Consider the following 13,773-nt stretch of genomic DNA (forward strand, 5'->3'; position numbering starts at 1 on the left):
GGTGATCGCGTCCACAGATGCGATGGTTGCCCGCACCCAAAGTTCAGCAACGAAGCCATTTTCCGTTGAAGCGTCCAAAAGTGCAGGCTCAACATCCACCTTCAGCCGTATGCTGTGTTTCGGCGACTCATACACCTATGGCGCTCCATCTGTTATACTGACAAAGATGAATTCGCAGATGGAGGGTTGGTCTGTGCAACGGAAGTGGATGGTATATTACGTCATCTTGATTGCGGTGTTTCTGGCTGGCCGGTGGGGGATGCTCATGTGGCTCGGCTTTTCGATGGAGCAAGCGACCCAGTGGCAACGCACGTTGTATGTCGGATGGGTGCACGCGTTCATTTTGGGTTTCTTGGTACCGCCGTTTGTGTGGCTCGCTCGCAAAATTCTTGCCCTGGTTAAAGAGCGGGTGCAGTCGCCGGCTTTGCGCATCTTCACGCAGTTTTACAGCATGGTGTTTTTGCTTATGCTTTTTGTGACGATATATTACAGTTTCCTTTTGTCTTTTTAAAGGTGATGGCATCCAACCGATGGGGTTTGGGTGCTATTTTGTTTGGAGTGAGGGGTGTGTGGGGCAACATGATCTGTAGGATTGAGGATAAGTGCGCCATCAGGGAACAGACTGGCTTTTCTGTTTAAACAGGGGAAGTCCGGCGACGTGCACTTGATGTGACTGACAGGAGGTGGGAACATGCGGGCGGACCGTTTGCTTTCCATTTTATTGTTTCTACAGCAACGCGGGAAAATGACCACCAAAGAGCTGGCTCAAGCCTTGGAAGTTTCCGTGCGCACGATTCACCGTGACATGGATGCTTTGAGCGCGGTTGGTATCCCGGTCGTGGCCGAACGGGGAAAAGCAGGGGGTTGGCGCCTCTTGGATGATTTTCGCGCGAAGTTGACGGTGCTCAACCGGGAGGAAATTTCGTCTTTGTTTGTTGCGCCTTCGCTGCATGTGTTGCAAGATTTGGGGATAGCTGGGCAGGCGCGGCTGGCGCGGCAGAAATTGATGGCCGCTATGCCGAGCGCTTATCGTCAGGCGGCAGAGCAGATATGGGAACGCATCTATGTCGATACCAGCACATGGAGGCAGACCACGGACAGGGGCCGGTTTTTTAGGGAGATGCAACAGGCGGTGTGGCGTGAGCAGCGGGTGCGCATTCGATACGAACGCGCAGACGGGCACATCGTGGAGCGGAAGATCGATCCGCTGGGCTTGGTGGCGATGGGAAGCAAGTGGTATGTCGTTGCGCGGACTGGAGAAGGCATGCGCACCTATCGAATGAGCCGCATACAAGCGGTGGATCGGTTGGAGGAAACCTTCATTCGCCCTGCCTCGTTTCGGCTGGCCGGTTATTGGCACGAGTCGAAACAAGCTTTTGTTGAAAACCTTCCGCAATATCGGATTGAAGTGGAGTTGTCCCCAGCGATTGTAGAGCGGCTTCGGTTTGGCGGACGCATCGTTAAAGAGATTCAAACGGACGCCCCCTTGCCGGATGGCTGGATTCCTGCCACCCTGTGGTTTGATGTAGAACAAGAGGCGGCAGAGTATGTGTTGGGTTTTGCCGATCAGATACGGGTGCGCGCCCCAGCCGCACTAAGAACGAAAATCATCCAGATGGCACAAGCGGTCTTGCGACACTACGGGCGGCAAATGGACGGCCAAGGCGAACTTCAACTTCCCTGAGCTGGGTGAGGTACAAACGTTAGTCTCCCTGTGAGCGCATTGGCGCCGATGCAAAAAACGCTTTCCTCACGAGATCATGGGCAGAAGTGCAACAACTAACTCTAGGCAGTCTCTAATAAACAGGTTCATCTTACCTTTACGTACGAAACTCCCCTAATCTGGGGGAGTTTTTGCATAGCTTGGCCCAATCAGGGGATGCTAATGGAAAACAAAGGAAAATCGGAGGCTAGATTATGCCGCGAATCATTGCAGTGGGAACCGCCGTTCCACCCTACGAACTCCGCCAGATTGAAGCCAGACAATTTGCGAAGCGCCTGTTTGGAGAGACTTTTCCAGGTATTGAAAGGCTGTTAAAGATCTTTGAAAACACGGCCATAGCCACACGATATGTGAGCAAACCGCTTGAATGGTTTGAGCGGGACCATTCGTTTCAAGAGAAGAATGAAGCGTATGTAGAAACAGCTTGTCGGCTGGGCGCTGAAGCGATTCAGCGTTGTTTAGCACAAACCGATATCGCGCTGGATGAGATTGACCATCTGCTGGTCGTCTCCACGACGGGCATGGCCACCCCCAGTTTAGACGCTAGGCTGATTAATTACTTGGGCTTGCGTAACGACGTGAAGCGCACGCCGATCTGGGGGCTGGGTTGTGCCGGGGGAGCGGCGGGATTGGCACGGGCTGCGGCGTTTGCCAAAGCTTGCCCCGGCGACCGCGTGCTGTTGGTGGCGATAGAATGTTGTAGCTTGACTTTCCGTCGCCAAGACCGTAGCAAAAGCAACCTTGTAGCCACGTCGCTGTTTGGGGATGGAGCAGCTGCCGTTCTGGTTACGGATGGGGTAGGAGAAGCCCGATCCGACGGGGCTCACTGGGAAATTACTGCCTCTGACAGCTATTGTTGGCCAGACTCGCTAGATGTCATGGGCTGGGATTTTATGGACGATGGGATGAAGGTGATTTTTTCTAGGGATATTCCCACTTTGATCAAGCAAGAAGTTAAAGGGGTGTTAGAGCCGTTTTTGGCTACCCATCAGTTGACCGTCCCCCGGCTTGACCGCTTATATATGCATCCGGGCGGGAAGAAGGTGCTGGAGGCTTATGAGGAAGCGCTAGGTATGTCCCCCGACAAGTTGGCGAGTGCCTACCAGGTGTTGAAGCAATACGGCAATATGTCCTCGGCCACGGTCTTGTTTGTGTTGGAACAAGACATGCACCAACCGTTGCTTCCGGGGGAGCGGGGATTGCTGGCCGCTTTGGGTCCAGGATTCAGTTTGGAGATGGTTTTATTGCAAGCGAAGGGGTGAGAGGGATGAATCAATGGGAATGGGGGCTGTTGTTGTTTGTGATCCTGCAACGCTTCGGTGAGTGTTGGATGGCGGAAAAAAATGCCCGATGGATGACAGTTAAGGGCGCGGTTGAAATCGGGCGGGAGCATTATCCGTTGCTGGTCTCGGTTCACGTCTTGCTGTTTGTGGGCTTAATTGTGGAGTGCTTGGGATATGGGGCGCAACCGCCGTCATGGTGGATGGTGCCGTTCATCATTTTTGTGTTGGCGCAAGCGGCACGCATCTGGTGTATCCGTTCGTTGGGACGGTGCTGGAATACGCGCATCCTGCTCGTCCCAGGGCAAGAGCCGCGGGTAAAAGGGCCGTACAAATATCTACGGCATCCCAATTATCTGGTGGTGATCATCGAATTAATCTGTTTGCCTTTGATGTTGGGGGCGTTTGTGACCATGGTGGTAGTGTCGGTGTTCAATGCGCTCATCCTCTTTGGGGTGCGGATTCCGGCTGAAGAGCGGGCGTGGCGAGAATGGACATGTTATGAAGAGCGGATGCCAACACGGCGGATGTGAGAAAAAGGCTGGCAGTGCGCAACCGGATGCTTGATAAAGGCGGGAACCGCTGGGTGTGTAGCGATGCGTTGACATCGCGCACGATTATTCGCATCTTTTTCAATGTCTTTGTCATTCTTATTGTAAATGAAACTATCATAATCTGATATAATCAAGCTGTGTGCCAACCTGTGTTGGCGCGAAGGAATCATACAGCGGAGGCCTTTTTCATGAAGCAACGGTTAGGAATGATTGTTTTTTCCTGTTTGGTTTCGGTTGCGGTGTTGGTCGGGTGCCAGTCGATGCTCGGTGTTGCCGGAAGCGACAAAGTATTGCGCCTGGGCGTGATCCCGCACGAAAATCGCGAAGAGATGGAAGACAAGTATGAAGAATTGGTCAATTATCTGGAGACAGAATTAAATGTGCGTGTGAAAATCTATGTCGCTCCTGATTATGATGGCGTTGTCGAAGCGATGCGCGAGCGCAAGGTTGACTTTGCCATGTTCGATCCGCTCAGCTACCTGAAGGCAGAGAAAGAAGTGGGGGCGGTGCCGATTGTGGCTGAACATTTTGAGGATCAAGGAAATGGGTATCGCAGCCTCATTATCACCCACAAAGACAGCGGTCTCACTTCTTTGCAAGCGCTTAAAGGCAAGTCGTTCGCCTTTGTCGATCCGGGTTCCACGTCGGGGTATTTGATGCAGACTGCGCATTTAAAACGCATGCACATTGATCCGGCTCGCTTCTTCGGCCAAGTCACCTACGCTGGCGGCCATGATGTGGTGGGACGGATGGTGTACGGCAAGCAAGTGGACGCGGGGGCGATGGATGACATAACCTACCGCAAGCTGGTTAATGAAGGTAAGATCAATCCAAACGAGATGCGCATTCTTTGGCGGTCCAGCTTGATTCCAGGGGCTCCGATCGCTGTTCATCCGCAACTTGACGCCGTATTGAAAGAAAAATTGGCAGAGGCGTTAACTTTGGCCGATGACAAAGAACCGGAGGCGTTGGAAGAGCTGGGGGTCAGCAGCTATGTGCGCACTGACCGCGATTACTACAAGCCAGTTCGGGACGCAATGCAGATGGTAAATCTGCAATGAGGCAAATCATGATTGCCGGTAAAGAAGCTACTCTTTTATAAGAGTGGCTTTTTTATTTGGATAGTTGTTATGACAACTAGATGATAAGATAAATTATTGTTTTCTGAATAGGGATATGATTAAATAAAAATAGAAAGATTTATCGAAATGCTGAAAAGATTATTCAAATCTTGGCGATGAACAGGGGGATGGAAATGAACAAACGCCGTTTAAGCGCATTGTCGGTTGTCATCCTGCTATTGGCCGCGCTCCTTCCCGTTGGCGTTTTCGCCGCTAGCGAATGGGCGCCCCATGTTAATTATCAGCAGGGGGACCAGGTGACATACCAAGGGAATGTATACTCCTGCTTGCAATCGCATACATCGTTGCCCGGCTGGGAACCGCCAAATGTGCCTGCGCTGTGGAAGCTGGTCTCTTCCGGCTCTGATGACACTACGGCGCCAAGTGTTCCGACTAGTTTGAAAGTGACGAGCAAATCAGCAAGTAGTGTCAGCTTGTCTTGGACAGCTTCCACGGATAATGTCGGAGTGGTCGCCTATGAAGTGTACAACGGCGCCAACTTGGCGGGTATCAGCAACCAGACGCAGTATACGGTGACGGGGCTCAGTGCCAATACATCTTATACCTTTACCGTCAAAGCAAAGGACGCGGCTGGCAATCGGTCAGGTGCGAGCAATAGTGTGACGGTGACCACTGATCCAGCTAATGACGGGGGTGGCGCACCAGCGGGCGACAAATTGTTGATCGGATACTGGCATAATTTTGACAATGGCTCCACCACGCTCAAGTTGGGGGAGGTGTCAAGCAAATATGACGTGATTCAAGTGGCGTTCGCTGAACCAAGTGGACAAGCTCCTGGTCATATGCAATTCACCCCTTATAATGCGACACCGGAACAATTTAAAGCCGACATCGCTCGTCTCAAACAGATGGGCAAGAAAGTGCTGATCTCGATTGGTGGGGCTAATGGACATATTCAACTCCATGATGCGACCGCCAAACAAAACTTTATCAATTCAATGAAAAACATCATCCAGACCTATGGTTTCAACGGAATAGACATCGATTTGGAAGGCAGCTCCCTTGCAGTCGGGGCCGGGGATACGGACTTTAAGCATCCAACCACTCCCATCATTGTGAACATGATTGACGCCATTAAATCCATTTGTGACTCGTTCGGCAGTGATTTCATGTTGACGATGGCGCCAGAAACGGCTTATGTGCAAGGGGGATACCTGTCCTACGGTGGTCCCTGGGGCGCTTACTTGCCAGTGATTCATGCGCTTCGGGACAAGTTGACCTTCATTCATGTGCAACATTATAACTCTGGTTCGATGGTCGGCTTAGACGGTAAGAGTTATACACAAGGGACGGCTGATTTCCAAGTGGCCATGGCTGAGATGCTGTTGCAAGGGTTCCCGGTGGGTAACAATCCGAACAACGTGTTCCCGGGATTGAGAGAAGATCAGGTAGCGATCGGCTTGCCGGCAAGCCCGTCAGCGGCTTCGGGTGGTTACACCACTCCGGACAACATTGATAAGGCGTTGAAGTACCTGGTGAAAGGCCAAGCATATGGTGGGGCGTACAAGCTGGTCAAAACGGGTGGTTACCCCGGTTTCCGCGGTGTAATGACTTGGTCGATCAATTGGGACGCCGCTTCCGGCCATGCGTTTTCCAACCCAGTTCGCAATACGCTCGATTCATTGAAATAACAAAGAAAAACACCCGCCAATAGGTTTGCACTGGCGGGTGTTTTTTACAGGTGGGTTTAGCTCGCTTTTTTGTCGGATTTCTTTTCCCACACTTCAATCCCTTTCAAGCCGGGGAGACTATCGGAATAGAAGACGGGGTCAAGACCTGCTCTTTTTTGTTCGATATAGTGGTTGAGCGCTTTAAAGGCGATGCCGCCCAACAAGCCGATTGCTACCATGTTGGTGATCGCCATCAGTCCCATAAATAAGTCGGCCATATCCCACACGATTTGCACCTTGCTGACCGAACCCCAGATGACCATGCCGACGACAGCCAAGCGGTAAATGGTCAGCCATACTTTGCTATTGCGGATAAACTCGATGTTGGTTTCGCCATAGTAGTAGTTACCGATCAAGCTGGAGTAGGCGAAGAACAAGATAGCAAAGGCCAAGAAATGTCCAGCCCACGCGCCAACTTCCGCGCTCAGGGCGTTTTGGGCGATGACGATGCCCGGCAGTTCGCTATTGGTGAATTCTCCGGAGATCAATACGATTAAGGCGCTGGAGCTACAGATGAGCAAGGTGTCTACAAACACGCCCAATGACTGGATAAATCCTTGTTTTACCGGATGGGTTACATCCGCTGTGGCCGAAGCGTTGGGTGCGCTCCCCATTCCCGCTTCGTTGGAGAAAAGACCGCGTTTGATTCCTTGCATCATCGCGGCGCCGATACCGCCGCCCACCACTTGCTCCAAACCAAAGGCACCCATGAAAATATGTTTGAAGACCGTGGGAATCGCAGACAGGTTCGTTACAACAACATACAGCGCTAGCAGGATATAAGCGACGGCCATGACCGGAACGATCAGCTCAGACGCTTTAGCGATCCGTTTCACCCCGCCGAAGATGATGAAAGCAAATGTGCCGGCGATAACCAAACCAAAGGTCAAACGGTCAAATCCGTAGTTGGATTCAAAGGCCACCGTGATCGTGTTGGCTTGCACGGCGTTGAAAACCAAACCGAAGCAAATGGTGATCAAAACGGCGAACAAGATCCCCATCCAACGTTGTCCGAGGGCTTTTTCCATATAGTAGGCCGGTCCGCCCCGGAATGCGTCTCCGTCCTTGATTTTATAGATCTGGGCGAGCGTCGCTTCCACAAACGCCGAAGCCGCTCCGACCAGGGCGATCAGCCACATCCAGAAGACTGCGCCCGGGCCGCCCAAGGCAATCGCCGTCGCTACACCCGCGATGTTACCTACACCGACGCGCGCGGCGGTGCTGATACAAAACGCTTGGAAGGAAGAGATGCCGTTCTTGTTATTGCCGCGCCCTTCGCCCAACAGACGAATCATTTCACCGACAAAGCGGAATTGAGCGAATTTTAAACGAAATGTAAAGTACAATCCCAAGACGACCAACAAGGTAATGATGATATAAGTCCATAAAAAGTCATTAATCTGTGTAATCAATTGCCCTAGCATTTCCACGATCTCGTCACCTCTTTTCATAAAAAAGACACAACCTTGCCAAATTCTTTTATATCATAAATGTTTTACTTAGTCATTGGATTAATTTTACAAGCTAACTGATATTCTACAACAACTTGTGGCTGTCAGGCCATTTTCTGTTTGATGTGAAGCGGGGCAGGGGATTTTTCGAGGAAGGCCATGAACGGAGGATGTCGGCCAACTAATCGTGTGAGCGATGGGCCAACATCCTCTGCCGGTTGGAGGTGAGTAGTGTTGCAATATTCCGCCTATTCCCAGCGGGAAAAATCACGTTCCCGGGCACGCGAATAGACATCGTTGGGATTGCGGGGGCGCTCCGCGATGCGCAATCCGACAGACAGGAAGTAGAGGGTTTGTTCAGCGGGCACATAGCGGTATAGCAAGCGCATGTTGGGGCGTTGCCGTTTGCGCGGTCGGCCGATGGAAAAAAATTTTTTCTTGCGGAATCCGGTGAGTGGGGGGTATTTGAGCAAAGCAGCCTTGGTTGGGTTGCGCAGGACCTGTTCAACGGCACGGTCGATTTGTATTAGGCATTCTTTAAACTTCTTTTTTCCCAGCACCGCGTGCAGAAAAGCGAGATCATCGCGGAAGCATGGATGGTAAACCTCTTTCATCGTCAAGGGGTCCTTTTGGTTTCGGCTAGTTGTGATAGAAACTGGAGTCGGGTTTGATTGGGGGATTTTTCGATCCATTCGGTGCTGGCAATTTGGAGGCGTTCAGCCATTTCGTCGGCCAGGCGCAAGTCTTCATGCATATTCTCCAATTCTTCTAAACGGTCCAACAGCCGCTCATACGCTTTAATATCTAAAATGACGGCGCGAAGCTCGTTATTGTGCACCAACCCCAACTTTTGAAAAGCGTGCAGTTTCTCTTCAAATAATTGGTCTTTGCTGATCTCTTTCAATTCATTGGCGGAGATCAGTTCTTCACGGGCAAATGCTTTAGACATGCGAGACAGTCTCCTCTCGTCTGATCATCCTGTTCCTTGTACCTGAAATGCATTCGTGCTGAATTTTATTCCAGGCACCTCCTAGTGTAGAAAACTCCTATTCTCATTATACATCGAATCTGCGTGAAAGGAGACGCATGGCATAAGAAAAAAGGGCTTCCCCTTTCGAGGGAGCCCTTCTGATCAGCCCAGTCGACGCTTGGCGTGTCTCGCCAATGCTGGGTGTGCTGCTTGCAGTTGATCATGCAGTTGTTGAAACGTGTCGCGAATATCCCATTGTGCTTCGGGAGAGGTGCGCAGATTGATCAGATGGTATAGTTCCCATAAGCTGGCCGTCATTGTGACTTGGCGGTGATGGGCGTTGGTCACTGCGTATTGGGCGATGGAGGGGTTCCAATCTGCCAATTTCCGTACCACCGTTTCGGCTTCGTGAATGAAAGACTGATACCGTTCAGCCAGTCCGGCGGCTTCCACATGCGGCGGAGTCGTATAGCCGAGGCGGACTGTCGGTTGGCCGAAACTGAAGTGAGCACGTCGGTTGTGGCGCAACAGTTGATGCCAATTGGCCTCCGAGATGACCAACTCCATTTGGTAATGGAGATGTTGCAGTTCCGGAAGCGGATTGTCAAAGAAGCGCAAGTCCGACAAAGCGTCTAGGGCTAGCTGTTCCAGCTCGACAAGCGGCAAGGTCTCGGCGTGGGATTGCGCCGCATCGTAAGAGAGTCCGGCGTAGGTGACCAACATCTGGGTGGCCAACAGGATCAGGGCGTCGCGGTATTCCGGTAGGCGGGTAAACCGCGCGTGGGGGCCCTTGATGGTCTGGGCGGTTGGCTGGATTGTACCGAACCGATTGCTTAGCTTGCGCCGCGCTTCGGCTACATAGGCGTTGGGTTCAACGTATTTGAGCAAGGTGGGGATCACTTGGCTAATCTCCCGTTCCATGTCACGCGCCAACTGCCGGCATTCGGCCTGTTCGCTAGTCAAGAGGGCGACCAGTGTGTCGCGCAGGGCGCGGCCGTTCCCAGTCATGCCCAAGTTGGTCAGCGTAGCCAGGGTGAGTACGTAGCGGGCATCTTCAAACGCGATTTTTTCCACTCTTGATTGGTAAGCGCGAGGCGATTCCCCTTCGTTTTGTGGAATGGACTGCTTGAGGTAAGGGATGAGACCTGCCATCAAAGCTTCGTATGTATCGTACGCTTTGTCTTGTAACGCCAAGTAGTCTTCCTTCAATTCTGGTTGTTGTTCCAGCTTTTCAGGGATGTAAACGTCCCCGCGCGCAGGCCGTTGGTACCGCTGGCTATACTCTGTGAAGCTGTTGAATGAATTAGCTAATTCCAGTTCGGCGGAAGCGAGGCGGCTGATTTTCTCGATGCCGATATGGGCGACAGCATGTTCGGCGACGCTGGAATGCCCATAGCCAACCACCCATTTTTCATGGAAACGCGCCGCTTTTTCTGAATAAGAGGTGGCCAGTCCGCCGCTTTGCTCGTTTACTGCCAGCTCGTCGTCGGCAAGCAACTTCGCCAGATTGTCGCGAAAACTGAGCGAACTGCGGCTCACATAGGCGAAGATTACCGCAATCACTTCTTCCGGTAAGTTGAAAATGGTGTAGACATTCCGGTCCAAATTGGACACATAACGGGTTAGATCAACCTTGTGCTCAGTGTTCATCTCATTCATCCCTCCTGCATTCATCATTCCATTCTAACAAAATTTGTCCGCCTGTAGGCATGGTGATTGCAACCATGTTCATCCAGTGCCGGGAAGCCGAGCGCAAACTGTGGCTGGAGAGGGAAGGGGTTTTTCCCCTTGGCAAATTAAGGTATGATGAATCGTAGAGTAATATTTGTTAGAAGAATGCGATGGGGGGATTTTTATGGCAATATATAAAGCTTTAACCATAGCCGGATCCGACAGCAGCGGGGGGGCGGGCATCCAGGCCGATCTGAAAACATTCCAGGAGCTTTGTGTGTACGGCATGACCGCGCTGACCACAATCGTGGCCATGGACCCGGACAATCGCTGGAATCACTTGGTATTCCCCGTAGACATGAATGTCGTTCGTGAACAATTGAAAACGATTGTGGACGGCGTTGGCATTCATGCCTTGAAAACAGGCATGCTCGGCTCAGTGGAATTGATTGAGCTGGCGGCCGACACGATTGACAAAGCGGGCGTGCCAGCCGTGATCGATCCGGTCATGGTATGCAAAGGGACGGATGAGGTTTTGCACCCCGAACTGGCAGACGCTTTGCGCGAAGTGCTAGTGCCCAAGGCGACTGTGGTTACACCCAACCTCTTTGAAGCAGGACAATTGAGCAAGCTTGGTTCGATCACCACTGTTGAGCAAATGAAAGAAGCTGCTGGCATTATCCATGGCTTGGGAGCGCAAATCGTCGTGGTCAAAGGCGGCGGCAAATTGCAACACGAAGCAGCAGTCGATGTCCTATATGACGGGCAGTCGTTTGAAGTGATGGAAAGCGAACGGATTGAAACCACCTACACGCATGGGGCCGGATGCACGTACTCAGCGGCCATCGCGGCGGAATTGGCCAAGGGCCGGCCGGTGCGGGAGGCGATTGCGACGGCCAAAGCTTTCATCACTGAGGCGATTCGCCATTCGTTCCCGCTGAACCAGTATGTCGGTCCCACCCTACATGCGGCGCAACGGATATATGGGAAAAACTAAGTCACATTTTGACATAGATAACAACGCTCCTTATCACAAGGGGCGTTTTTTATTGCAGTGTACGGGAGAGGAACAAAGTGTGGCGGGCGAAGCGCCTTCATACGCGCGCAGAGAAGAGCTTACTCTGATCGATAACCGAAATCTGGTAAATCAAAATGCTTAGTTTTGGGATATATAAATTAAATGTTGAAGGATTAACTTACGAATTGGTAGAATATATTGAGTTAAAAATATTTTTAATCTAATAAAAAACAGGTAATCATTCTGTACATTCCCAATTCACACACTACGGTGTATCCCTGAGGTGATCCAATGACCCAACCTGTGTTGGAGATTCAGCACTTGAAGTTGCATTTTTTTACAGATAAAGGTGTGGTGAAAGCGGTGGATGGGCTGGATCTCACCATTCGCGAAGGGGAGATCGTGGGCTTGGTCGGTGAGTCCGGCTGCGGCAAGAGCGTAACTTCTTTGGCCGTGATGGGCTTGGTGCCCCAACCTCCTGGCAAGATCGTGGACGGATCGATCCGGTTTCATGGCACCGACTTGACTAAAGCGAGTCAGCGGGAACTGCGGCAGATTCGCGGCAAAGACATGGCTATGATCTTTCAAGAGCCAATGACTTCGCTCAATCCGCTATTTACCATCGGCAACCAATTGATTGAAGCGGTTCGTGCTCACCGGTCGTGTAGCAAGGCGGAAGCTCGGGAGTTGGCACGGGAGATGCTGGAAAAAGTCGGAATAGCCCGGAAAGGCGTTTTGGATGAGTATCCGCATCAGCTGTCCGGTGGGATGAGGCAACGGGTTATGATCGCCATGGCCATGATCTTGAACCCTCGCCTGTTGATCGCCGATGAGCCGACGACTGCACTGGACGTCACAATTCAAGCGCAGATTCTGGAGTTGATGAAGCGCTTGAACGAAGAGTTTGGCACGGCGATCCTCTTGATCACGCATGACCTGGGCGTCGTGGCCGAGATGTGCGACCGGATTGTGGTCATGTACGCCGGGCAAGTGGTGGAGGAAACCGATCGATACCGCTTGTTCAGACAGCCCCGGCACCCTTATACCCAAGGGTTGTTGCAATCGATTCCCAAATTGGATGAGCAAAAGGAACGGTTGTATGCCATTCCGGGGCAAGTGCCCAATCCGTATCAGATGCCGGCGGGATGCCGGTTCGCTCCGCGGTGCGCGCAGGTGATGGATGTCTGCAGAGAAGCAGTGCCGCCGCTGGCGCCGGTGGAACAAGGGCATGTGAGCCGTTGTTTCTTGCATCAAAAGGAGGAATCGCATCATGGCACTGATTGATGTTCGCAATCTGAAGAAAACGTTTCCCATCCACGGCGGGGTGTTGGGCAGAAAAGTGGGAGAAGTGGTAGCCGTCGATGACGTGAGCTTCTCTGTGGAACCCGGAGAGACGTTGGGGCTCGTTGGAGAAAGTGGTTGCGGTAAATCAACAACAGGTCGCACCATCATGCGCTTGTATGAGCCGACAGCGGGGGAAGTGGAGTTTGCCGGCAAGAAACTGTTTCAGCTCAAGGCAGAAGAATTGAGGCAGGTACGGCGGGACTTGCAGATGGTGTTTCAAGATCCTTTCGCATCGCTCAATCCGCGCCAAAAAATATCCGCCATTCTCGAAGAGCCGCTGATCGTGCATGGTTTGGGCGACGCACAGGAGCGCAAAGAGCAAGTGCGGGAATTGCTTCATGTCGTCGGCATGAATGAGAGCCACGCCGGCCGGTATCCGCACCAATTTAGTGGCGGCCAACGGCAACGGATCGGGATCGCTCGAGCCCTGTCTACCCGTCCTAAGCTGATTATCGCGGATGAACCGGTGTCGGCACTAGACGTTTCCATCCAATCCCAAGTACTGAACTTGATGATGGATTTGCAGGAGCAATTTGAGCTGACTTACATCTTCATCGCACACGATCTCAGCGTGGTGAAGCACATCAGCGATCGGGTCGGCGTGATGTACTTGGGTCGCTTGGTTGAGCTGGCTCCCCGCGATGAGCTGTACAAAAAGCCGCTTCACCCCTACACGGAAGCACTTCTGTCTGCTGTGCCGGTGCCCGATCCCGATGCCAAAAAAGAACGCATCATCTTGTCCGGAGACGTGCCGAGCCCAGATAACCCACCGCAAGGATGTGCTTTCCATCCACGTTGTCCCCATGTGATGGATGTGTGCAGAGAAACACGTCCTATCTTTGATGATGCCGGCGGTGGCCATTTTGTGGCTTGCCATTTGCATAACGCAAAGGCGTGAGTGACACTCTCGGTTTTCTCACCAAAGGGGGTGAGGGAAAAGCAACACCGAA

Annotated in this window: 13 protein-coding genes; 9 read left to right on the forward strand and 4 right to left on the reverse strand. The window is 52.1% G+C overall.

The genetic code is table 11. The features are described 5' to 3' along the window. Positions 1-193 precede the first annotated feature (193 nt). The 6 genes from QQZ12_RS00460 to QQZ12_RS00485 all read left to right on the forward strand — a co-directional run bounded on the left by QQZ12_RS00460 (position 194) and on the right by QQZ12_RS00485 (position 6,330). Positions 194-511 (forward strand): hypothetical protein, encoded by a 318-nt coding sequence (locus QQZ12_RS00460; protein WP_102991531.1) that lies wholly within the window; start codon positions 194-196, stop codon positions 509-511. Between the two features lie 180 nt (positions 512-691). Then, positions 692-1,684 (forward strand): helix-turn-helix transcriptional regulator, encoded by a 993-nt coding sequence (locus QQZ12_RS00465; protein ID WP_102991532.1) that lies wholly within the window; start codon positions 692-694, stop codon positions 1,682-1,684. Positions 1,685-1,917: 233 nt separating this feature from the next. After that, positions 1,918-2,985, forward strand: coding sequence for a type III polyketide synthase (locus QQZ12_RS00470; protein WP_102991533.1), 1,068 nt, complete (start codon positions 1,918-1,920; stop codon positions 2,983-2,985). A 5-nt stretch (positions 2,986-2,990) separates the two neighbouring features. Further along, positions 2,991-3,536 (forward strand): isoprenylcysteine carboxyl methyltransferase family protein, encoded by a 546-nt coding sequence (locus QQZ12_RS00475; RefSeq protein WP_102991534.1) that lies wholly within the window; start codon positions 2,991-2,993, stop codon positions 3,534-3,536. 209 nt (positions 3,537-3,745) lie between these two features. Further along, entirely contained in the window at positions 3,746-4,618 is an 873-nt protein-coding gene (locus QQZ12_RS00480; protein WP_102991535.1) for a phosphate/phosphite/phosphonate ABC transporter substrate-binding protein, read from the forward strand. Between the two features lie 194 nt (positions 4,619-4,812). Next, positions 4,813-6,330: a chitinase gene (locus tag QQZ12_RS00485; protein WP_102991536.1), complete on the forward strand. Its 1,518-nt coding sequence runs from the start codon at positions 4,813-4,815 to the stop codon at positions 6,328-6,330. Between the two features lie 56 nt (positions 6,331-6,386). Here the strand turns inward: QQZ12_RS00485 and QQZ12_RS00490 are convergent, their stop codons facing one another. The 4 genes from QQZ12_RS00490 to QQZ12_RS00505 all read right to left on the reverse strand — a co-directional run bounded on the left by QQZ12_RS00490 (position 6,387) and on the right by QQZ12_RS00505 (position 10,440). Continuing rightward, a complete protein-coding gene (locus QQZ12_RS00490; RefSeq protein ID WP_145958374.1) occupies positions 6,387-7,799 on the reverse strand; it encodes an alanine/glycine:cation symporter family protein in 1,413 nt (470 codons plus the stop codon). 269 nt (positions 7,800-8,068) lie between these two features. Beyond that, positions 8,069-8,434 carry a hypothetical protein gene (locus QQZ12_RS00495; protein WP_102991538.1) on the reverse strand — a complete coding sequence of 122 codons (366 nt, stop codon included), beginning with the start codon at positions 8,432-8,434 and terminating at the stop codon, positions 8,069-8,071. A 2-nt stretch (positions 8,435-8,436) separates the two neighbouring features. Beyond that, positions 8,437-8,769 carry a hypothetical protein gene (locus tag QQZ12_RS00500; protein WP_102991539.1) on the reverse strand — a complete coding sequence of 111 codons (333 nt, stop codon included), beginning with the start codon at positions 8,767-8,769 and terminating at the stop codon, positions 8,437-8,439. 183 nt (positions 8,770-8,952) lie between these two features. Next, on the reverse strand, positions 8,953-10,440 hold the full coding sequence (locus tag QQZ12_RS00505; RefSeq protein ID WP_223248017.1) for an FAD-dependent thymidylate synthase: 1,488 nt from the start codon (positions 10,438-10,440) through the stop codon (positions 8,953-8,955). Between the two features lie 205 nt (positions 10,441-10,645). Between QQZ12_RS00505 and pdxK the strand changes: the two genes are divergently transcribed. From pdxK to QQZ12_RS00520, 3 genes are all read left to right on the forward strand, one after another. Next, on the forward strand, positions 10,646-11,458 hold the full coding sequence (pdxK, locus tag QQZ12_RS00510; protein ID WP_102991541.1) for a pyridoxine/pyridoxal/pyridoxamine kinase: 813 nt from the start codon (positions 10,646-10,648) through the stop codon (positions 11,456-11,458). 312 nt (positions 11,459-11,770) lie between these two features. Further along, the gene (locus tag QQZ12_RS00515) at positions 11,771-12,763 is read left to right on the forward strand and encodes an ABC transporter ATP-binding protein (protein ID WP_102991542.1); all 993 of its coding nucleotides are present in this window, start codon (positions 11,771-11,773) and stop codon (positions 12,761-12,763) included. Then, the gene (locus tag QQZ12_RS00520; RefSeq protein ID WP_102993753.1) at positions 12,750-13,721 is read left to right on the forward strand and encodes an ABC transporter ATP-binding protein; all 972 of its coding nucleotides are present in this window, start codon (positions 12,750-12,752) and stop codon (positions 13,719-13,721) included. The genes QQZ12_RS00515 and QQZ12_RS00520 overlap by 14 nt, the downstream gene beginning before the upstream one ends. The last annotated feature ends 52 nt before the right edge of the window (positions 13,722-13,773 follow it).

Source organism: Laceyella tengchongensis (assembly GCF_900182735.1).
Classification (GTDB): Bacteria; Bacillota; Bacilli; order Thermoactinomycetales; family Thermoactinomycetaceae; genus Laceyella; species Laceyella tengchongensis.

What these genes read in the sequence shown, in the direction of transcription:
- QQZ12_RS00495 (WP_102991538.1), bottom strand. Translation starts at nt 8,434, where the DNA reads ATGAAAGAGGTTTACCATCCATGCTTCCGCGATGATCTCGCTTTTCTG.
- QQZ12_RS00520 (WP_102993753.1), top strand. Translation starts at nt 12,750, where the DNA reads ATGGCACTGATTGATGTTCGCAATCTGAAGAAAACGTTTCCCATCCAC.
- QQZ12_RS00505 (WP_223248017.1), bottom strand. Translation starts at nt 10,440, where the DNA reads ATGAACACTGAGCACAAGGTTGATCTAACCCGTTATGTGTCCAATTTG.
- QQZ12_RS00480 (WP_102991535.1), top strand. Translation starts at nt 3,746, where the DNA reads ATGAAGCAACGGTTAGGAATGATTGTTTTTTCCTGTTTGGTTTCGGTT.
- QQZ12_RS00465 (WP_102991532.1), top strand. Translation starts at nt 692, where the DNA reads ATGCGGGCGGACCGTTTGCTTTCCATTTTATTGTTTCTACAGCAACGC.
- QQZ12_RS00475 (WP_102991534.1), top strand. Translation starts at nt 2,991, where the DNA reads ATGAATCAATGGGAATGGGGGCTGTTGTTGTTTGTGATCCTGCAACGC.
- QQZ12_RS00515 (WP_102991542.1), top strand. Translation starts at nt 11,771, where the DNA reads ATGACCCAACCTGTGTTGGAGATTCAGCACTTGAAGTTGCATTTTTTT.
- pdxK (WP_102991541.1), top strand. Translation starts at nt 10,646, where the DNA reads ATGGCAATATATAAAGCTTTAACCATAGCCGGATCCGACAGCAGCGGG.
- QQZ12_RS00500 (WP_102991539.1), bottom strand. Translation starts at nt 8,769, where the DNA reads ATGTCTAAAGCATTTGCCCGTGAAGAACTGATCTCCGCCAATGAATTG.
- QQZ12_RS00470 (WP_102991533.1), top strand. Translation starts at nt 1,918, where the DNA reads ATGCCGCGAATCATTGCAGTGGGAACCGCCGTTCCACCCTACGAACTC.
- QQZ12_RS00485 (WP_102991536.1), top strand. Translation starts at nt 4,813, where the DNA reads ATGAACAAACGCCGTTTAAGCGCATTGTCGGTTGTCATCCTGCTATTG.